The sequence below is a fragment of the Paenibacillus sp. NPDC093718 genome (assembly GCF_050279985.1).
Taxonomy (GTDB): Bacteria; Bacillota; Bacilli; order Paenibacillales; family Paenibacillaceae; genus Paenibacillus_AQ.
Genome location: NZ_JBNNUS010000007.1, coordinates 94131 through 114404, shown reverse-complemented (window position 1 = coordinate 114404; position 20274 = coordinate 94131). Strand labels below are relative to the sequence as shown.

18 protein-coding genes are annotated in these 20274 nt (G+C 45.8%); 17 read left to right on the top strand and 1 reads right to left on the bottom strand.

Annotation, left to right across the window (positions count from 1 at the left end; genetic code table 11):
• Positions 1-28: 28 nt before the first annotated feature.
• The 14 genes from ACQKPA_RS21180 to ACQKPA_RS21115 all read left to right on the top strand — a co-directional run bounded on the left by ACQKPA_RS21180 (position 29) and on the right by ACQKPA_RS21115 (position 17345).
• Complete coding sequence (locus ACQKPA_RS21180; RefSeq protein WP_427494489.1) at positions 29-847, top strand: MBL fold metallo-hydrolase; 819 nt, start codon at positions 29-31, stop codon at positions 845-847.
• Positions 848-888: 41 nt separating this feature from the next.
• Positions 889-2007 carry an extracellular solute-binding protein gene (locus ACQKPA_RS21175; protein WP_427494488.1) on the top strand — a complete coding sequence of 373 codons (1119 nt, stop codon included), beginning with the start codon at positions 889-891 and terminating at the stop codon, positions 2005-2007.
• An 87-nt stretch (positions 2008-2094) separates the two neighbouring features.
• Positions 2095-3123 (top strand): ABC transporter ATP-binding protein, encoded by a 1029-nt coding sequence (locus ACQKPA_RS21170; RefSeq protein WP_427494486.1) that lies wholly within the window; start codon positions 2095-2097, stop codon positions 3121-3123.
• Positions 3120-4829: an ABC transporter permease gene (locus ACQKPA_RS21165; protein WP_427494485.1), complete on the top strand. Its 1710-nt coding sequence runs from the start codon at positions 3120-3122 to the stop codon at positions 4827-4829. Before ACQKPA_RS21170 ends, ACQKPA_RS21165 begins: the two co-directional genes overlap by 4 nt.
• 234 nt (positions 4830-5063) lie before the next feature.
• Complete coding sequence (locus ACQKPA_RS21160) at positions 5064-5990, top strand: DUF2268 domain-containing protein (RefSeq protein ID WP_427494484.1); 927 nt, start codon at positions 5064-5066, stop codon at positions 5988-5990.
• Between the two features lie 244 nt (positions 5991-6234).
• Complete coding sequence (locus ACQKPA_RS21155; protein ID WP_427494483.1) at positions 6235-7350, top strand: hypothetical protein; 1116 nt, start codon at positions 6235-6237, stop codon at positions 7348-7350.
• A 320-nt stretch (positions 7351-7670) separates the two neighbouring features.
• Positions 7671-8831, top strand: a complete 1161-nt coding sequence (locus ACQKPA_RS21150) for a GntR family transcriptional regulator (RefSeq protein WP_427494482.1) — start codon at positions 7671-7673, stop codon at positions 8829-8831.
• 582 nt (positions 8832-9413) lie between these two features.
• Complete coding sequence (locus ACQKPA_RS21145) at positions 9414-10364, top strand: ABC transporter permease (protein ID WP_251497698.1); 951 nt, start codon at positions 9414-9416, stop codon at positions 10362-10364.
• A 31-nt stretch (positions 10365-10395) separates the two neighbouring features.
• Positions 10396-11316: a carbohydrate ABC transporter permease gene (locus ACQKPA_RS21140; protein ID WP_427494481.1), complete on the top strand. Its 921-nt coding sequence runs from the start codon at positions 10396-10398 to the stop codon at positions 11314-11316.
• Between the two features lie 57 nt (positions 11317-11373).
• Entirely contained in the window at positions 11374-13065 is a 1692-nt protein-coding gene (locus tag ACQKPA_RS21135; protein ID WP_427494480.1) for an extracellular solute-binding protein, read from the top strand.
• A gap of 81 nt (positions 13066-13146) precedes the next feature.
• The gene (locus ACQKPA_RS21130; protein WP_427494479.1) at positions 13147-14130 is read left to right on the top strand and encodes a Gfo/Idh/MocA family protein; all 984 of its coding nucleotides are present in this window, start codon (positions 13147-13149) and stop codon (positions 14128-14130) included.
• 18 nt (positions 14131-14148) lie between these two features.
• On the top strand, positions 14149-15231 hold the full coding sequence (locus tag ACQKPA_RS21125) for a Gfo/Idh/MocA family protein (protein WP_427494478.1): 1083 nt from the start codon (positions 14149-14151) through the stop codon (positions 15229-15231).
• Positions 15232-15490: 259 nt separating this feature from the next.
• Entirely contained in the window at positions 15491-16450 is a 960-nt protein-coding gene (locus tag ACQKPA_RS21120; protein WP_427494477.1) for an ATP-binding protein, read from the top strand.
• Positions 16451-16472: 22 nt separating this feature from the next.
• Complete coding sequence (locus ACQKPA_RS21115; protein ID WP_427494476.1) at positions 16473-17345, top strand: tetratricopeptide repeat protein; 873 nt, start codon at positions 16473-16475, stop codon at positions 17343-17345.
• Positions 17346-17600: 255 nt separating this feature from the next.
• Here ACQKPA_RS21115 and ACQKPA_RS21110 read toward each other — a convergent pair whose 3' ends face one another.
• Positions 17601-17786, bottom strand: a complete 186-nt coding sequence (locus tag ACQKPA_RS21110; RefSeq protein WP_427494475.1) for an ATP-binding protein — start codon at positions 17784-17786, stop codon at positions 17601-17603.
• Between the two features lie 7 nt (positions 17787-17793).
• Here ACQKPA_RS21110 and ACQKPA_RS21105 point away from each other — a divergent pair, with 7 nt between their 5' ends.
• The 3 genes from ACQKPA_RS21105 (at position 17794) to ACQKPA_RS21095 (ending at position 20241) form a co-directional block, all read left to right on the top strand.
• Complete coding sequence (locus ACQKPA_RS21105; RefSeq protein ID WP_427494473.1) at positions 17794-18300, top strand: GNAT family N-acetyltransferase; 507 nt, start codon at positions 17794-17796, stop codon at positions 18298-18300.
• A 343-nt stretch (positions 18301-18643) separates the two neighbouring features.
• Positions 18644-19372 carry an alpha/beta fold hydrolase gene (locus tag ACQKPA_RS21100; protein ID WP_427494472.1) on the top strand — a complete coding sequence of 243 codons (729 nt, stop codon included), beginning with the start codon at positions 18644-18646 and terminating at the stop codon, positions 19370-19372.
• 272 nt (positions 19373-19644) lie between these two features.
• The gene (locus ACQKPA_RS21095) at positions 19645-20241 is read left to right on the top strand and encodes a hypothetical protein (RefSeq protein ID WP_427494470.1); all 597 of its coding nucleotides are present in this window, start codon (positions 19645-19647) and stop codon (positions 20239-20241) included.
• Positions 20242-20274 lie beyond the last annotated feature (33 nt).

Below are 20274 nucleotides of genomic sequence, written 5' to 3'. Positions count from 1 at the left end.
ACAGTTTGCATGGCAAGGAGAAATGACTTTGAAAATTCACTTTCTAGGAACCGCAGCCGCAGAGGGCTTTCCCAATGTATTTTGCCGCTGCGAGCATTGTACCAAGGCACGGGAGCTTGGTGGAAAAAATATCCGTACACGAACTTCCGCCATCATGGATGATGTCATCAAGTTTGACTATTCTCCGGATTCCTATATGCAGGCGCTGCGGGACAATATCGATCTGGGGGCAATCGAGCACCTGTTGGTGACGCATTCGCATATGGACCATTACAATGCTGCTGATCTGGAATGCCGAAGGGAAGGGATTGCGCACGGCCTCCAGCATCCGATGCACATTTATGGGAATGGTACCGTGATGCATCACACGCGTGCCGCCATCGGCCGCTTTGAAGGACAAAGGTATCAATTTCATCTGTTGCGCCCGTATGAGACCTTCGCTATGGGCGATGCAAGGGTAACGCCATTGTTGGCGGATCATGACCGGATGGAAACCTGCCTATTATACGTGATCGAAAAGGAAGGAAAAAAACTGCTGTACGGGCATGATTCGGGCTGGTTCCCGGATGCAACATGGGCATGGTTAAAGGACAAAAACCTGGATTGCGCCATCCTCGACTGCACGCATGGATATACGGGGAACGCCCGCGACCGCAATCATATGTGCGTGGAAACGGTGCTGGAAGTCCAGCGCGAGTTCCAAAAAGAAAACATACTGAAGCCTGAAGGCCAAATCGTCGTCACACATTTTAGCCATAACTCCAAGCTGCTTCATGAGGATTTTGTCCGCATCTTCAGCCCCGTCGGAATTTTGCCGGCATATGACGGGTTGATCATCAACATTTAAACAAAACAAAATGAAACGAGAAAAGGAGTGTTAAGAGAATCATGAGAAAACTTTCAATGGCGTTACTTCTCATTATGTGTGTGATTGTATCGGCTTGCGGAGGCGGCAGCAATGCAGGCAATGCGAACGGTGGCACTTCGGAGTCCGGAGCGCCGGCCGGAACACCGGCTTCATCGGAATCGTCATCTAATGAACCAGCCCAGAATGAAAAGCTGATCGTGTACACGAATGCGAACTCCGACGGCCGCGGCGAATGGCTGATCGAGAAAGCGAAAGGTGCGGGCTTTGATATCGAAATTGTCGGAGCGGGCGGCGCCGACTTGACGAACCGCTTGATTGCCGAGAAGAACAACCCGATCGCGGACGTCGTATACGGCTTGAATAATATGCTTTATGAGAATTTGAAAAAGGAAGACGCTCTGGCTAAGTTTGTTCCAAGCTGGGCCGGAGATGTTGAGCAGGGCTTAAACGATCCGGAAGGCTACTATCATGGCCTTGTGAAGCAAGCGATTCTGCTGGGTTATAACCCGAACGAATTTACGGCCGATACCGCGCCAAAGGACTGGACAGACCTTTATAAGAACGATGCGTACAAAGGGAAGTACGAAGCTCCAACGCTGCTTGGACAAAATACGCCTCGCCTTATTGTAGCGGGGATTCTGACCCGTTTCCAAGATCCGAACGGCGATCTCGGCGTATCCGAGGAAGGCTGGAATGAAATTCAGCAATTGTATGACAACGGCGTCAGCGCAGTCGAGGGCGAAGACTTTTATGCCAATTTGGCCAGCGGTAAAACGCCGCTAGGAGCGCTCGTCTCCGGAACCCTGCAGCAGAAGGAAGAGCAATATAAAGTGAAAGCAGGCATTGTTAGTCCGGAAATCGGCGTACCGATGGTCGTGGAACATGCGGCGATTGTGAACGGATCGAAGAAGCAGGCAACGGCGGAGCGGTTCGTGGAATGGCTCGGATCCAGCGAAATTCAAGGGGAATTTGCGGCTGAGTTCAATGCCATGCCGGCAAATACGAAAGCGGTCGAGCAAGCCAATGAGTCGGTCAAGGAGCTGTTTACTTCGTTAAAACCACAAGATTTCGATTGGGCCTTTATTGCCGAAAACATGGATCTGTGGGCGGAGAAAATCGAGTTGGAGATTATGAATTAAGTAACGGAATGGAGTCAAGCCGGCTGCATATTGGTGACGCCAATATGCAGCCGTTCATTCAAGTACAACAAAAAGGAAGAGAATAATATGATTACATTCCAGAACGTTGACATTAAATTCGGAGAATTTCATGCAGTCAAAAACCTTAATTTGCATATTCGGGAAGGAGAATTCTTTACGTTCCTCGGTCCCTCGGGTTGCGGGAAGACGACGACCCTCCGCAGTCTGGTCGGGTTTATTATGCCTACGAGCGGACAGATCCTGCTGAAAGACATCGACATTACCCGTTTGCCGATCGAAAAAAGAGAGATCGGGATGGTATTTCAAAGCTATGCGTTGTTTCCAACGATGAATGTGTACGAGAATATCGCTTTCGGCTTGCGAGTCAAGAAGTTGTCCAAGGCGGAATTGGATCAGAAGGTGAGGGACATTGCCCGAAAGGTAGATTTGAAAGATGATCAGCTGTTCAAGAAGGTATCGGAACTATCCGGCGGGCAGCAGCAGCGCGTTGCGATTGCCAGGGCGCTGGTTTTGAAGCCGAGCATCTTGGTACTGGACGAACCTTTATCCAACTTGGACGCCAAGCTGCGGGTACAGCTGCGCAATGAGTTGAAACAATTGCAGAAGAAATTCGGGATCACAACGATTTATGTCACGCACGACCAGGAAGAAGCGTTAACGCTGTCCGACCGGATCGGAGTATTCAATCATGGGGTCCTCGAGCAAGTAGGCACGCCCATGGAAGTTTACAATCAATCCCAAACGGAGTTTGTGTGCAATTTCATCGGGGATATTAACCGGATCGATCAGCGGATGGTTGAGAACAGCCGGTTAAATGATGTTGTTCAGCCGGGGAATATTGCCTATATCCGTAATGAGAAGGTAAGCCTGCAGCCCCTGCAGGGTATCGATACGGTCCAATTGAAAGGCAAGATCGCGGACCGGGAATTTTACGGTTTATACAGCAAGTATGTATTGGAGATTGCCGGCGGCGGACGGTTAAAGACCATCGAAACCGAAAGCCGGCTTGTCCATCATGAGGTCGGTGACGATGTGGACATCTACCTCCCGACCCGCGATATTTTGCAATATCCGATGAGGGAGGGGGAAGCATGAATGCCCGGAACCTAAGCACCCGGCTGGCTTCCATAAACCCTGTCTCGATCCTCTTATACGGGTTGATTGTCTGGTTTGTCATTGCCTTTCTGATTTATCCGAACTTGAATATTTACGGCGAAATTTTCATGAAGGACGGCAAATTTACGCTGGAAGCGGCAGAGAAGCTGCTATCGTCCGAACGCGCGATGAGAAGTTTATATAACAGCTTTATACTCGCTTTTTCGCTTGTTATTACGGTAAATGTGGTGGGCATAACGCTGGTTTTGATTTCGGAATATTTCGATATCAAAGGCTCGAAGATTTTGCGATTGGGTTATTTTACGACCCTGATTTACAGCGGAGTCGTGCTGGTGTCCGGCTATAAATTCGTCTATGGCGAAGAGGGGTTTATGACCAAGCTCCTGGTTCAATTGTTCCCTTCTTTTAATACGACATGGTTTCACGGCTACTGGGCGGTTCTATTCGTCATGACGTTCGCCTGCACGTCCAACCACTTCCTGTTCCTGAGCAATGCGATTCGCAAAATCGACTTTCAAACGGTGGAAGCCGCGAGAAATATGGGGGCATCTACTTGGTATATCCTAAGACGGGTCGTACTTCCAGTCCTGAAACCTACGATCTATGCGTTGACGATCCTGACTTTTCTTACCGGCCTGGCTGCCACGTCTGCGCCGCTTATCCTCGGAGGCAAGGAATTCCAAACGATTACGCCGATGATTCTGACGTTCTCGAGAAGCATGACGTCAAGAGATTTGGCTGCGCTGCTGGCCCTTATACTCGGAGTGGCCACACTGGTGTTGTTGACCGTGATGATCCGGTTCGAACGTAAAGGCAACTTCATGTCGGTCTCCAAAGTCAAATCGGAATTGGTCAAACAAAAAATCCGCAGCAAATCCGGGAATTTAGCCGCTCATATTCTGGCTTACGGCCTGTTTGTTCTCTACATCGTTCCGGTTGTGCTGATCATCATCTTTTCGTTCACCGATGCGGCCAGCATCTCTACCGCCACGTTGAATTTGAACAGCTTCACATTGGATAATTACATTCAAGTGTTTTCATCCATGTCGGCATTCAAGCCTTATCTCGTAAGTATTCTATATGCCGCAGCTGCCTCGGTCATTGTCGTCGCATTGGCGCTGGCCGCGTCAAGGATATTACATAAATATAAGAACAAGTGGGCGCTTGCCCTGGAATACGCATTGCTGATTCCGTGGATTCTGCCGTCAACGCTGATTGCGATCGGACTGATCGTAACCTTCAACACGCCGAAGCTGATGATCGGGAATACGGTGTTGGTTGGCACGGTCTGGATGCTTCTGATTGCGTATGTCATCATCCATATTCCTTTCACCTTGCGAATGGTCAAGGCCTCCTTCTTCAGCTTGGACAGCAATTTGGAAGACGCTGCAAGGAATTTGGGTGCCAAACCGTTTTATACGTTCAGAAAAGTATTGCTGCCGATCATTCTACCGTCGACGCTAGCTGTTCTTGCCTTGAATTTTAACGGAATTTTGGCCGATTATGACGTTACCGTGTTCCTCTATCATCCTTTGTACCAGCCGTTAGGAATCGTCATCAAGAACAGCACGGATGCTCAGGCGCTAGCGGATACCAAAGCGTTGACCTTGGTTTATTCGGTGATCCTGATGATCATGTCCTCCGTTACTTTATATTTCGTTTATGGAAGAAACAGCAGATCCTGAGTGGCCGGGTTAACGTGCCACATAGGGACTTGCTCGGCTTGCATTACCAAAAATGAACAAGGAACGAGTTGAATGACTTGGGAGCAGATTGCGCCGCGGCAGCTGCTCCCTTTTCCATTGGAAGTAAGAGGGTAATAAATGAATATATCTATAGTTGGTCTATCATCGAGGTCTTCTTTTCAAATATGATATTTGTGTATTATCTCTATGAATACATAACTAGGAGTGTGAGAAATGAATATACAATCACTGCGCTCAGATCATATTTATCAAAAAGTTGCTCAAGCTACGCCCGAGGAAAAGCTTGAATTATTCAGAAACGAAATGATGGCTCCCTTTATGAAACAATGGCAAATTCAACAGATTCCTTTTAAGGCTAAAGAGGCGAATGGTTTTGACGTTATTACGTTTAATAGTATGATGCATCGATCCCCAGATCAGATTACCCCTCAGATTTCGGCAGAGATCGAGATGATTTCGTCCGAATCATTTTGGTTAGAGTGTGAGCATGCCGTGAAGAAAAGCCTGCATCTATTTGTAGAGCATGAAATTAACCTCCCTGTATCCGACTATTTGTTTACGATTCAACTAGGGAATCCGAAAAATCGTGCTTTAACAATAAACGAAGGATATAGCGGCTTTGGGGGCATTCCCGGGTTTATCTGGGGTACACTCTTGCCAAATAAGTACACGATCCCTCGAATGAAGGCTGCGCTGGCGCACGAATGCAACCATAATGTGCGTTATCAATTTATTCAGTGGGATCACACCGTTAATTTGGGCGAGCTCATTGTAAGTGAAGGATTAGCTGAAAACTATGCGACGCTCATGTTTGGGGAAGAATTACTCGGTCCTTGGGTAACGAAAACTAACGCAGAAACGCTTAACATGCGCATAAAGCCTGTGCTTAGAGAGAAATTGCATTTAACGGGGTTTGACCAATTTGCTCCTTATCTTTACGGTGACGAGATCGCAAAACTTCAAAACTTTACACCGGTCAACATGCCTTATAGCGCCGGATACGCTTGCGGATATCATTTAATCCAATTTTATTTACGAAAAACCGGAAGAACGATTTTCGAGGCCACAATAACGCCTGCTGCTCAAATCCTAGACGAAGTAAAAGAATTTTGGAATGAAGAAACCATGATTGGTTGTTAAAGATAGAGTTCAAAATTTCAGCATATAGCTTCAAAACAATTCGTTATCCAATGGAATTGTCCGTTTCAGGATGAATTGTCGAGGTACAAGAATAATATAGACCCATTGAAAGTCGCTATTTTGCGGCTTTTTATTTTATCGGTACAAGTCCTTGCCCCAAGCCGAGGAGGGCCATTCTTGTAAGGGTGGCTCTTAATTTTAGTTTAGCTGAATACAAAGGACGCATGAACAAGGAGGTTATTTGATGGTTGATGTTTTTGCTGTAGCCGATATCATTGTCAAACATATTAAAACCCATTACCCGCAAGATGTTGCGATTGTCGGATATTACGGATCATATTTGCAGGGGAGGGCGACAGAGCGATCGGACTTGGACTTTTTCTTCATTCCGGCCACCCTTAGAGGAAATCAATTGGAATTACAGTTTATAATCGACGGTATTAGTTTTGATTTCTGGCCTATCGGATGGGATCGTGCTGAAAGAATGTCAACTTCTGAAGATTGGAGTACGACCATAATTGCGGATTGTGAACTATTGTATGTGCGTTCCCAAGAAGACCTGGCGAAATTCATGAAACTCCGCGAGACCATCTCTTCCATGGGGGAGCCGTCCAACTCGTTAACATTGATTAATAGAGCTGAGGTTGTCGTGCGCGATTGTTTTACTAGTTTGATGAAGTTCCGTCTTGCCGGAGACTCCATGGATTTATCCTTTTGTCGGATACTGGCGCAAGAAATTGCCGCTACCATTTTTAGATCTCTTGCATTGTTAAACCAAACGTACTATACACGGATGTGGGGGCATTATCGCGAGCAAGTCAACAATCTCCCAATGAAGCCGGACCAACTGGATCTCTACCTTGATACAATGATGTTCAGCCATTCTCAAGATGAAATCAAGTCTGCTTGCGAGAAACTGACTTTAGACACTCTTCATCTAATTTCAGAACGAAGAAACAAGCTCAAAGGATTACGTTCATACCCCATTTGGATGAAGGGATACTATGAAGAGGAAAAAGGAATGCTTAACAAGCTCCTAACCGCTTGCGAAAAAGGCCACTATGAAACCGCGTTTTTCGTTGCTACAGGTGTACAAGATGGTTTGGGACGTATTTTGTTCACAGCCGAAAAAGGACGCTGGCCTGGTATTTTCGAATTGGGGGAGTATAGGGAATATTATCAGCGATACAGCTATCCGGATCTCACTGCGCTTCTGGATCCCGAAGATTTCGAACCATTGCGAATAGCTGTCCTGCAGCTGATCGAACAATTAGAGAATCACCTTAGATCAGAAGGTGTATCTTTGAACCAGTTCGACTCTGTTGCTGAATTCGAATCATTTTATGTAAGCAGAATTTGATTACTCGTCGTTTGTATGGTGTAAGTCATTCTCATGACAGCTTGATTTAATGGACGGACAGTTGACCAGATCTCGACTGTCCGTTTATTTTATGCGCCCAGCGCATGGACGATCACCTCTTAGCGCAGGATGACAAGAACATATAGACTTTGACAGCAGCATAGCATTGCAGTTTTTTTGTTCAAAGTATAATGGAAGAGTCGGGAGAACGCATCCGATCCGTTCTCCCGGCTCTTCACAAAATGAAAGAATATGGAATAAAACGAGTAGGTCTTTCGTAATTTATATATTGAATATATTGATTGAAATGTGGTGATTGGATGGGCTCTACGGAAAGAATGCCTTTGTATCAGAGGGTTCAAGAGTATATACGCGAAATGATATCGTCACAAGTGCTGGAGGTTGGAGACCGTATACCTACGGAAAAGGAACTCATGGAGCGTTTCGGAGTAAGCAAGATTACGGTCGTTAATGCCCTGTCCGGCTTGGTTAATGAAAGAATCATAACCAGGGTGCCCGGCAAAGGGACTTTTGTAAGTGAACCTGAATATGAAATTCCGACAACATCTCCTAAAAGTGCCGTAAAGCCTAATCCTAAAACTAGCGGAGACATGGGGACGCGGTTGATAGGCCTCATTATGCCCAGCATTTATGACTATTTTACCATTAGACTTATACAAGGTATTCAGCAAGCGCTGAATGAGAACGATTACCGTTGCGTTATCTATTTATCAGAGGGCGATATTGATAAGGAAAAAGAAGCAATCAAGACATGTTGTAAAATCGGAGTGGAAGGGTTACTGATTTTCCCGGTTGACGAGGAATTATTCAACGAGGAAATTTTAAGCATGAAATTTGCGGGATTTCCGTTCGTTCTCATCGACCGTTACCTTCCAGGGGTCGAAACTCATTATATAGCATCGGACGGTAGGCTTGGCGTTAACATGGCTGTAAATTACCTGTGGGAGCTGGGGCATCGCGATATCGCCATATGCTCCGATTCGCCCATACAAACCGTTACCGTTCAAGAGCGGATCGATGGATATATGAATGCCTTCAAGGAAAAGGGATCCCTAATTAACCCTGCCCACATCGTGACCGATTTTGAAATCGGAAGTCTTGAGCAAGCTGAAACCCATCCCCTGTACCGCTATATCCAAAATCGAATGGCAACCGCCTATATCACGCTAAACGGAAGTCTTGGAGTGAAAATCTATCAGATTGCGCGTCAAGCTGGATTGAAGGTGCCTGAGGACATTTCCATCATCAGTTTTGACGATCCGACTTCAATCATCGAAGGATACAGCATGTTCACCCATGTTAAACAGTTTGAACGAGACATGGGCTACCGCGCGGCTTATACGCTGCTTGAAGTCATTAACAGTGATGACGGGCAAGACGGAAAATACTTTAAAACCCTCGTGGAGCCGGAAGTGGTGATTGGTGAAACGACGGGAAAAAACGTTCTCTTCACTTCATGATATATCCACACCCCGCTTACCCTATATATGTAACCTAATTACGAGTCCGATGCGCTTTCTATTCGAACCTGACAATGGGAGCGAGGGCTGCCCGGACTCCTCTACTAGGTCAACCACAACTTTCTCTCATGAAATCCTCCCATAATAAGTTCCAACTCCATAAAGAAATTCAGCAGAAGCTCTCCAAACCATGTACATTCGCTTGATCTCGATACACATTTTTATCAAACATTTTCAGATGGATATATTGAATATAACGTATCTTCGCCTAAGGAACGCCTGAAAAGAGAGGAGGGGGGCGCTTACCCCGTTTCTCTATAACCTTAAGTACAGGAGGCTCCTCTAGGCCAACATCGGACCTGAAGATTACTTTTACCCAAATGAAGAATTATGGAATGATTCCAACACTATATTGAATATATTTAAACTAAGCGCAATGAAACCGCTTGCAGCAAGGAGGGGGAGGCAGTCGCTATATACCGTCGAAACATCGAAAACCATTGGCATAGGCTCTGTTCCTAAGCGATCGGGAATGGATTCGTAAAAATCCGATACGACGAAGATGTAGGAGGTGTTCGGAGAATGGTACCAAAGGGTGCTCTTATCCCTGGATTTGAGCAATTAAAAAAGAATAAGAAACTAACTAAAATATGGTATTTCAGGCATATATATTTATTCCTGCTTCCGGCTATTATCTGGTTTCTGGTGTTTGCTTACTATCCGATGTACGGCATTATCATCGCATTCAAAGATTACAAATTCAATCTGGGGATATTGGGGAGTCCGTGGGCGGGCTTTAAATATTTCGAACAGTTTTTAAACGATTCCAGTTTTTACGATGTGCTCCGAAATACGTTATCCATTAGCGCCCTTAAACTTATTTTCGGATTTCCAGCTCCCTTGATCCTAGCCTTAATGCTCAATGCCGTCATGCACAAAAAAATCAAAAGAGTGTTTCAAACGATTTCCTATCTGCCGCACTTCGTTTCATGGGTCGTTGTCGTTACCTTGCTTCAAAAAATCCTGTCTCCGAACGTAGGGCTTATTAATGACATTCGGTACCAGATGGGTTTGGATCCGATCTTTTTTATGGGAAAGCCGGAATTATTCTATCCATTGGTCCTCATATCCGACATCTGGAAAGGTGTAGGCTGGGGTTCGATCATTTATTTAGCCGCGTTAACGAATATCGATCCGCACTTGTATGAAGCTGCGGAAATTGACGGGGCTGGAAGGTGGAGCAAACTATTCAAGATCACGCTTCCATGCCTGACTCCAACGATCGCCATATTGCTTATTTTCTCACTTAGCGGAATACTGAACGCGGGTTTTGACCAAATCTGGCTGATGCAGTCCCCGGCAACCTTAAGCGTTTCGGAGATATTGGACACCTATGTCTTAAAAACAGGCCTCCAACAGGGGCAATTAGCATATTCCACGGCCATTGGTTTGTTCAAGTCTGCGATCTCGCTGCTGCTCATTGTGGCTGTCAATAATATATCCAGACGCGTGAGTAACGTATCGTTATGGTAATCAGCTAGCTCTGAAGACGAGGAGGTGTGTTATGGGTGTGAGTAGGCTGTCGACGGCAGATAAAATGTATATGACACTTAACTATGCGATGCTGCTTTTATTCTGCGCTACGGCGCTATATCCATTTATCTATTTTCTGGCCCTTTCTTTCAATGACGGATACGATGCAATGAAGGGTGGAATCTATTTTTTTCCTAGAGTGTTTACATTAGAAAACTATGCTAAAGCTTTTAGCAACTCTTTGATCCTAAATTCCTTCTATATTTCCATTACCCGAACCTTTGTGGTTACGGTTGCCTCCGTATTTTTGACGGCCTTATTAGCTTACGCCCTTTCACGGAAAGGGCTGCCCGGAAGAAAATATATCGTATTCTTCTTTTTCTTTACCACGTTGTTCAGCGGCGGACTGATTCCGACGTTCATCCTGTTCCGGCAAATCCACATTCTGGATACGTTTTGGGTGTTGGTGCTGCCGTCCCTATATAATTTTTTCAATGCGATTATCATGAAAACCTTCTTCGACGGAATTCCTGAAGGTCTTTCGGAATCGGCCCGAATCGACGGAGCAAGCGAGTTGTCGGTATTTGCAAGAATCATTCTGCCTCTTTCGATGCCGGTGCTTGCTACCATTGCCTTGTTTGTCGGGGTGGGCGTGTGGAATGACTGGTTTACCGGTCAGTTTTTCATACAGAATGAAAAACTGCAGCCTGCCGCTACGTTCCTTAACAAGATGATCAGCGAAGCATCTTTCCAGTCGATGACGTCGTCGTCGGGAAATAGCGGATCCGCGATTCAAAACATGACCGAGACTCAGATGGAGCTGCGAGGCGTAACGCCGGAAGCCTTGAGGATGACTTTCGTCATTATTATTACGACCCCGATCATCTGTGTGTATCCATTTCTTCAGAAATATTTTGTGAAAGGCGTACTGGTCGGCTCTCTTAAGGAGTAGTTGGTATAAAAGGTTATGCCTTTTATATAAAAACTTCCAATGGAAGGGGATTGTAGGATGAGGAAGAACAAGCGTAGGCGTGTGCTTGGCATGGCACTAATCGCTTTACTGCTTTTAGTGACAATGACGGCATGCATGGGGAAAGACAGTGAAGAGGGGGCAGGCACGGTCGACACGGGCCCGAAGGAGTCAGGTACGGAAGAAATAAAGCCGGTAACCTTGACTTTCCTCAGTGCTTGGAACGGCGGCGGAGCCGGTTTCCCGCAGGACCAGGAGAATAATCCCGTAGCCGAAAAAATTAGGGGAAAAACCGGGGTAACGTTGAAACTGGAATCCATCACAACAAGCGAAGTAGAAAAACTAAACACTATATTTGCTTCCGGTACGGTTCCCGATATTGTTAACGCACCCTTCTGGTCTACTACAGGAGGAGAAGGACAAGTCATCAAGAAGGCGGCCATGGAAGGACAGCTTCTGGATTTAACCCCTTATCTCGATAAATACCCGAATATTAAAAGACTGGTGACCACCGGAATCGCGAAGGATTTTGCCGAGTTCGATCTCAATAGTCCCGAATTTGAAGGCAAGACGTATCTCATTCCGACGGAGACCCCTGATGGAACCCCCGAGAGCATTCATAATTGGAATTACGGCCTTTTTGCCAGGGGAGATATCCTGAAAGCTTTAAATGTAAAACCGGAGGATATTGATACGCAGGAAGAACTATATGATCTATTGGTCAAGATAAGAGACGGCGGTTTCAAGGATATTGGCGGGAAGCCGGTCATCCCGGCCGGTACCATGTGGAATGGATGGGATTACGGCCAATTCCTTGCCGGGTGGACGGATTACACGATTTCGGACTTCCGTGAAGTGGATGAAACACTGATCCACTGGACGCAATCCAAGGATCATGAAGCTAGATTGTTATACATGAGGAAGTTGTTGACGGAAGGTTTGTTTGATCTCGAAGCCTTCAACAATACGAGCACAACAGCGAATGAAAAGCTTACGACGGGCAAGCTTGCCGTATTCGGAGCCCAACCGATGTTAGTTGATTTACAAAAAACGCTTTATAAGACGAATCCGGAAATGCAATATGAACTGCTCGGACCGATGAAGAATAAGAGCGGAAACATTCGAACGCAAGTGGAAAAACCCGGCCGTTCCGGTTTCCCTGTCCTATTCTTAAGCGCGGACATTAAAGATCCCGATGCGACATTGCGGTACATTGATTATGTTAACAGCGAAGAAGGCCGTTTGCTTGCGTATTTTGGGATCGAAGGCACGCACTATACCATGGAAAACGGGATACCTCAATGGATTCCTGATGTGAAAAAACAATTCGATGAAAACCCGGATCTGAAGAGAGACGCAGGGCTCAATTATCTTCCGGGAAGGTTCATCGGGGCATTCTCCAATGAAGTCACTTGGCCAACGCCCGAAGATCAAAAAACAGAGTGGCAAAAGCTGGAGGAGAGCTTCTCGGCAAGAATGCCGATCAAAATCATAGACAAAGTAAGCGCCAGCTACCTTGCTAGAGAGTGGCCTAAATATCAGGAATATATCGATAAAACCAGCAGTTTGAATTTTGATGAGGAATTTAAGAAAGCATTTTTCGCGGCGTCAGATGAAGAGGCTCTAAATATGCTTCATAGTGTTCAAGAAAAATTCAGAGCGGCCGGCGTGGAAGAAATGTCAGAGTTCGTGGCTCAAAAAGCTGCAGAACGAGATGATGTAGGGTTCTAGTCAAGGAAGTTTATCCATGATGGGATGGCGTCACTGCCATCCCAAATTACTTTCATTATTCGATTACGGAGGGGAAAACGTATGTTGAACGTTGCGATGTTAAGTAAGTGGCATGTGCATGCAGATGATTACGCAAGAAGACTGCAATCTCACGGAAACGTCAAGCTCACGGCAGTCTGGGACGAACAGCCTGAACGGGGAAGCGAATGGGCTGCCCGATTGGGAACGGATTTTGAAGCGGATTTGGACACGCTGCTAGAGCGGGAAGACATCGATGGCGTCGTGGTGGATGCCCCTACAAGCATGCACGCAGACGTCATGGTAGCTGCCGCCGAGGCCGGCAAACACATCTTTACCGAGAAAGCCATGGCTCTTACCGTCGAAGAATGTGATCGGATTTCTGCAGCAGTACGCAAAGCAGGCGTCAAGTTCTGCATTTCATTTCCCGCTCGCACAAGGCCTCACCAATTGTTTGCGAAGCAGCTGATCAATGACCATGTATTAGGGGACGTCACGCTTTTGCGCATTCGGAACGGCCACGACGGCGCATTGAACAATTGGCTTCCGGAATACTGGTACGATGAGAAGCAAACCGGCGGCGGAGCGATGATGGATTTGGGATGTCATCCGATGTACTTAGCCAGTTGGATGTTGGGTCAGCCCAAACGAATCACCTCCATGTTTCATTATTTCACCCATCGTGCAGTGGAAGATAATGCGCAGTGCTCCATTGAGTTTGTCAACAACGCGGTTGCATTGGTCGAAACGAGCCTGGTGACGTACAGAACTCCTTCCGCTCTCGAGATTTACGGAACGGAGGGCACCTTGATGATCTCAGATGATACCGTTAGAGTCATCTCGAAGAAGCACGATGCCCCTTTTTCCGGATGGATCTCACCCACTCAACTCCCTAAAGAGCAGCCGCTTCCGATTATCCAATGGGCAGATGCATTGATTCATGACAAACCGATGCCCTTCGGATTGGAAGAGGGAACGAAATTGACTGAGCTATTGGAAGCGGCATACATCGCGCATAAGGAAAACCGAACGGTAGAGTTCAAATAACGCGAGGGAGGGAAATCCATGAGAACCGTAAAAGTAGGGATCATCGGTTGCGGAATGATTGCGAACGGCAAACATATGCCGTGTTTGTCCAAGTTAGACAACGTACAGATGGTGGCCTTCTGCGACTTAAAACCGGAAAGAGCCGAGGAAGCGGCCCAAAAATACGGCACGCCGGGCGCAAAGGTGTTTACCAATTACAAGGATCTGCTTGCCATGGAAGAGATTGAGGTCGTGCATGTGCTAACACCGAACAGCTCCCACGCGACAATTTCCATTGATGCTCTTGAAAGCGGCAAACATGTCATGTGCGAAAAACCAATGGCCGTCACAGGTGCGGAGGCCAAAGCGATGTACGAAGCTCACTTGCGAACCGGCAAGAAGCTCACCGTCGGGTACCAGAATCGCTCCAACGCCAAAAGCCAGCTGTTAAAAAAGATGATCGCCGATGGGGAACTCGGAGATATCTATTTTGCAAAAGCGGTCGCTACCCGAAGAAGAGGCGTACCGACATGGGGCGTGTTTCTGGATAAAGAGAAGCAGGGTGGCGGTCCCATGATCGATATTGGAACCCACTCCCTGGATCTGATCCTATGGCTGATGGATAATTATGAACCGGAGAGTGTCGTCGGCAGTGTCTTCCACAAACTGAAGCATACCGAAAATGCCGCGAACGAATGGGGAGCCTGGGATCCGAGCGAATTTGAGGTGGAAGATTCGGCGTTCGGGTATGTGAAATTTAAAAATGGAGCGACGGTCATTATTGAAACCAGTTGGGCCCTTAACATTGCGGAAGGTGGCGGCAACCTGCTGTGCGGAACGAAGGGAGGAGCGGATTTTGCTAAAAATGAACTGCGGATCAATGGTGAGAGGGCCGGGAGCTTGTTCCTGAATAAAATCGAGGTGAATCCGAATGCAAGAGAACTTTTCAGGGGAGAAGAAATGACCGATTTCGAGTATGAAGCCAAACAATGGATTCACAGTATCGTGAACGATACCGAACCCTTGGTCAAACCGAGGGAAGCGATGATTGTTTCACAAATTTTAGAAGCGGTGTATATATCCGCAGAAACAGGAAAAACCGTTTATTTTGATAAGGAATAAGGATGTGAAAATAAAGAGCACTTTTCCGTGGTATTTTCCCCTCATGATAGACAGTGAAAAAAGAGTCCATTGGTCGAGGGACAAGAATATCGTCCTGATCTAGGTAACCTATATTGTACCTGAAATGTTTATTATTAACGGAAGAAGTTAAGCTGACTGTAAAGGCTACTCTTGTGAGTAGTCTTTTTTTGCTGAATTTCTCCCTAATTTATGGAAATATGATATTCTTAAGAGAAAATATTACAGGGGAGAGAGCAGGATGTCGGATCATGATGAACTAGCGGAACAAAGACGAAAAAATTTAAAGCTCATTCATTTCAGCAAAGAGGATCAATCGCTTGTTGAGTCGGAAAAACCAAAGGAGACATTTGCCGACGTCGGAGGCCTGGAAGAGGTTAAGAAAAAAATCAGAATGAATTTTATATTGCCTCTGAAGCAGCCGGAAGTATTTGCTGCATACGGCAAACAAGCTGGAGGGAGCTTGCTCTTGTATGGTCCTCCAGGATGCGGCAAAACATTTTTGGCACGTGCGGTGGCAGGCGAGATCGATGCCAATTTTTTACATGTCGAGCTTCAGTCTATTCTTTCCATGTATGCTGGCCAGAGCGAGCACAACTTACACGATATATTCGAAAAAGCGCGTGAAAGCAAGCCGTGCGTTATTTTCATTGATGAAATCGACGCGCTTGGAGGCAGCCGTCACCAAATGCGCCAGCATCATGACCGCATGCTTGTTAACCAATTATTGCTGGAGCTTGACGGTCTGCAGGCCGAGAACGATAACGTGTTTGTCATCGGAGCAACCAATACGCCTTGGTACCTTGATTCCGCATTGAGGCGCCCCGGGCGCTTTAACCATCTTGTTTTTGTACCGCCGCCTGAACAGGAAGAGCGGCAAACCATTCTGGAACTGAAGCTATCCGGTAAGCCGCTGGGTTCACTGAACCTGCCCAAAATTGCAGCAGAGACGAAGCATTATTCCGGTGCCGATTTAGAGCAGCTAGTCAATGATGCCGTAGAATCAGCGATGGAGCGAACCTTTGAGAAGGGTGAGGTCCAGCCTATCACTCAAGACGATTTAAAGAGATCGGCAAATGGCCGGAAGGCTACGACGCTGGATTGGTTTGCTACAGTTAAGAATTATGCGACATTCAGTGATGTAAACCGTGATTATCAAATCGTGTTGGATTACATTAAGAAGCATGGCGTCAAGTCATAATGGTATATGGAGGGATAGAGCAGTGGAGAACATACATAATTACGCCGCTTATGCTAAGGCGCAGCAGCTTATCGAATGGAGGCGGTATAAAGAAGCATTAAAGGAAGCTGAGCAGCTAATGAGACAAGAACCGGAGGACCCGGATGTCTTTGCGCTAATCTCGAAAATTCACCTATTTATGAATGAATATGACAAAGCACTCCATTGGTCGAACCAGGCGCTTAGACGGGAGCCGCAGCAGGAGCTGGCCTGGTATGTGCGGGTCAGCGTTTACTACGCTACGGATAAGGATCGGGCTTTCGAGGAAGCTCTGCAAGAAGCCTTACGAATAGATCCCTATGAGCCTTATTATTATTATCTACAAGCAAATATGTTGAACAAGAAGGGCAGGCCAAGCCAAGCGAAGACGGCACTTTCGCATGCACTTGAACTGCGTCCGGAATCACCATTATATTTGGCTGTGTTAAGCTATACGGAAGCGTTGCTGAGAAACTTTGAAGATTCTGCTAGGGTGGAAACACTCGCCCTTAAGAATAATATGGAATCGTCAGAAGTATATTTTTTTCTCGGCTTGGCGGCTGGCCAGCGTGGGGAATACAAGTTGAAAGAGACGTATATGCGGAATGCCGTTCGCTTAGATCCAGAAGACAAACAGTACCAGGATGAATTTCTAGATGCGCTTCAGCATAACGAAATGTTATTTAAAATATTTTTGTGGCCAGTCAAATTTTTGAGAAAAATGAAGAATTGGCAGATTCTGCTCACCTGGGCTGTTGCCGTGCTATTATTTAGGCCTTTGCTAATCCTGTTCATCGTGTTGTATGTACTCTCGCATTGGGTAACCAAAGCCATCGTGCACGTCAAAGTCTTTGGCTGGGGACGCAGAGGAGTATAAGTATATAGGTACGCAAAAGAACATTAAACATTGCCCCATTAATAGTCTATCAGAGGACAAGAATTATGCGAAATGGAGCGGAATCATCCCGCTATCGAGAGGAAAAGCTGACTGTATGTGAACATGCCCAGTAAATTGGATGATGTATATCATCATAGCCAAGTTTTAAAATGCAATTGGTATCATGTTAAGCCGCATAATATCAGTCTTTGAAAGATCAATGCTATTAAAGGTAGTGCTCCTCGTCCGTTCCCTCTAAATAGGTAAATAAACGGTAAATATCGTACCTTTATTAAGCTGACTCTCAACGCGGATGAAACCATCGTGGGCCCTGACAAATTGATGGGCAATGGATAATCCAAGCCCCGCTCCGCCTGTAACTTGAACATGGTTTGTATATTGCTGTTTGGGAGAGAGGAAGATGAAATGAATAAAGACCAAATTATGCTTGGAAATAAAAGAAGCAGAAGAATCCCAGTTGAGTTTCCTTGTTACTCAGTTTTCACCTGGTAATCCTATGTTTCAATACAACCGATATGCTACACAAAAGAGAGGTGAGGGACTATACTTAATCGCTTGGCATAATAACACCCCTGTTGGCCATTTCTTACTACGCTGGAGTGGTCCTAATGATGAGCCTGTAACTAAAATAGTGGATATTACCCATAGCGCTTTCTTAGAAGCTGGGTTAACAGTATATGAATATCGGAGACAAGGTGTTGCAACAGCCATAATCCAAGAAGCCGAACGATTAGCAAAAGAAAAGGGATGTGCCTGTATAGGGTTAGAGGTAGGAATAAATAATCCGGAAGCCAAACGACTTTATGAAAAATTGGGCTATGTGGATTGGGGCCATGGGGATTTTTTAATCAGCTGGGAACAGATTGACGAGAATGGAAGGAAAGGAATCGGAACAGAAGTTGTGATTTATATGCAAAAAAGTTTGATGGATTAACTAACGGGAAACGATAACTCAATAATGATAATAGACGGGGTTGTCTCAAATGTCATCAGTAGATGACTGAGGGATACCCCTTTGTTATAAGTAGTCAAGTTCCGACAACAGCTTTATTTAGTTAACGAGGAAAATGATAACGAATGTAACAGGTACGATGCAGCTCTCATTTTTATATTGACTAAGTGTTCATTCAATAATAAAATAATACTAAAAATTCCAGTAGACGTCTTCAATTATTGGGTCAAATTGGTTGAAGATGATCAGAGAATTCTAAGTAGGGTCATTTGCGCATTAAAAAAATCGGGCTTCAAATGGAATTCACTTTAGGAGATGAGCGGAGATGGAAACACGTGTGAATCAAATTGAATTGAATGGACGCACTTTTCAATATCGCGAGAGTGGGGAACCTTCTGCTCCGCCTCTTGTTGCACTTCATGCGCTGGGAAAAAGTGCAGAATCATGGGATCAAGTCGCTGTTGCATTAGGAGAAAAATACCGCGTTTTAGCTTTAGATCAACGGGGTCACGGTGGGAGTGCAAGAATAGGTGAATATACTTTTGAACTGATGTGCGATGACTTGTTTCATTTTGCTAATGCTATGAACTTGGATCGATTTACGCTTCTTGGCCATTCCATGGGGGGAACAGTATCCTATCTTTTCTCGGAAACATATCCTACGAGGATAGAAAGATTGATCGTTGAAGACACTCCACCTCCTTTTCCGGATAAGCCGATCGAAATTCCTGTCAAACCTTCTGATCCCCTGCCGTTTGATTGGCTAGTAGTACCTTCGATTTTACGGCAACTTAATGAACCCGATCCCGAATGGTGGCTGCGTCTTAATGACATCATCATGCCGACTCTTATTGTAGGCGGTGGGTCCAGTCATATTCCTCAAAACAAATTGCAGGAAGTTTCTGAGCTTATTCCGAATTGCGAGTTGGTGATGATAGAGGAAGCTGGGCACTTTGTGCATGATGATAATTTACCAGCTTTCTTGGCAGCCGTAAAAAGGTTCTTAATTCGTAATTTTCCGAACGCTTCACATCCGAATGGCTATTGCGGATAGGCGACTGTCGGGGGGATTGCGTTGTCCCATTGAAAGTCGCTATGTTAGCGGCTTTTTTGTTTAGTCGGTACAAGTTTGTATCCCGAGTCTAGATGAATAACTTTTCATGGATGCGATTTCCTGAAAGGAAAAGACTCTTGCAAGTCATTCTTGCAAAGAGTCTTTTTTTTGAAGATATAGTCACGCGTCGGCTCAGGCCGCTAAGACAAAGAGTATATTATTAAAGATTGGTGAAGGGAGGGATTGTTATCTACAATAACCATGTCCAGAACATGATTACCAAGATCCCGGATGGAACGCTTGTCCGCGATTCGGGCTCGGCTGTATTTTTGATTGAACACGGTCAAAAACGACCCGTTATGGATATCGATTCCTTTTATTTTTACAAACTGATGGCCAAGAAAATCATACCACTTGAGGATATGCTGCTTCGTCTGTATCCCCTTGGAGAAGGCGTGACGGTTACGGGACAGTGGGAGAAGTGCGCCCCGGCGACGGTATTCGTAAAGGGGGGCGGAACCGGGATCTTTTTGTGGATGGACAATTGTTTATTCCCGATCCAGTCTGGGGAAGTGTTCCAACGTTTGCGGTGTCAAATGGACGAAATCGTGCATATCCCGGATTCCTTGGTTCAATCTTTGCAGGTTGGACCCACCATTGACGCCTCTTTTTTTCTTCAGTACCCGGTTATTAACGGACGCCTGTACAGCTCCCCGAGCGGTCATATTTATTACGGCGAACGGCGAACGCTGCGAAAAGTGGAAGGTCCCTCCGTTTTTTCCTTCTTTCAATGGAGCGTCCATCAGCTGATCTATCTAACCCAAAATGAATTCATAAAAAGTCCGATAGGAAAACCGGTACTTTCCTAACCGGGGTCAATACGCGGGTAGGAGGTTAAGATA

Bases quoted from the DNA above. Each gene is read 5' to 3' on its own strand.
- ACQKPA_RS21175 (WP_427494488.1), top strand. From the start codon at position 889: ATGAGAAAACTTTCAATGGCGTTACTTCTCATTATGTGTGTGATTGTA.
- ACQKPA_RS21170 (WP_427494486.1), top strand. From the start codon at position 2,095: ATGATTACATTCCAGAACGTTGACATTAAATTCGGAGAATTTCATGCA.
- ACQKPA_RS21165 (WP_427494485.1), top strand. From the start codon at position 3,120: ATGAATGCCCGGAACCTAAGCACCCGGCTGGCTTCCATAAACCCTGTC.
- ACQKPA_RS21160 (WP_427494484.1), top strand. From the start codon at position 5,064: ATGAATATACAATCACTGCGCTCAGATCATATTTATCAAAAAGTTGCT.
- ACQKPA_RS21155 (WP_427494483.1), top strand. From the start codon at position 6,235: ATGGTTGATGTTTTTGCTGTAGCCGATATCATTGTCAAACATATTAAA.
- ACQKPA_RS21150 (WP_427494482.1), top strand. From the start codon at position 7,671: ATGGGCTCTACGGAAAGAATGCCTTTGTATCAGAGGGTTCAAGAGTAT.
- ACQKPA_RS21145 (WP_251497698.1), top strand. From the start codon at position 9,414: ATGGTACCAAAGGGTGCTCTTATCCCTGGATTTGAGCAATTAAAAAAG.
- ACQKPA_RS21140 (WP_427494481.1), top strand. From the start codon at position 10,396: ATGGGTGTGAGTAGGCTGTCGACGGCAGATAAAATGTATATGACACTT.
- ACQKPA_RS21135 (WP_427494480.1), top strand. From the start codon at position 11,374: ATGAGGAAGAACAAGCGTAGGCGTGTGCTTGGCATGGCACTAATCGCT.
- ACQKPA_RS21130 (WP_427494479.1), top strand. From the start codon at position 13,147: ATGTTGAACGTTGCGATGTTAAGTAAGTGGCATGTGCATGCAGATGAT.
- ACQKPA_RS21125 (WP_427494478.1), top strand. From the start codon at position 14,149: ATGAGAACCGTAAAAGTAGGGATCATCGGTTGCGGAATGATTGCGAAC.
- ACQKPA_RS21120 (WP_427494477.1), top strand. From the start codon at position 15,491: ATGTCGGATCATGATGAACTAGCGGAACAAAGACGAAAAAATTTAAAG.
- ACQKPA_RS21100 (WP_427494472.1), top strand. From the start codon at position 18,644: ATGGAAACACGTGTGAATCAAATTGAATTGAATGGACGCACTTTTCAA.
- ACQKPA_RS21095 (WP_427494470.1), top strand. From the start codon at position 19,645: ATGATTACCAAGATCCCGGATGGAACGCTTGTCCGCGATTCGGGCTCG.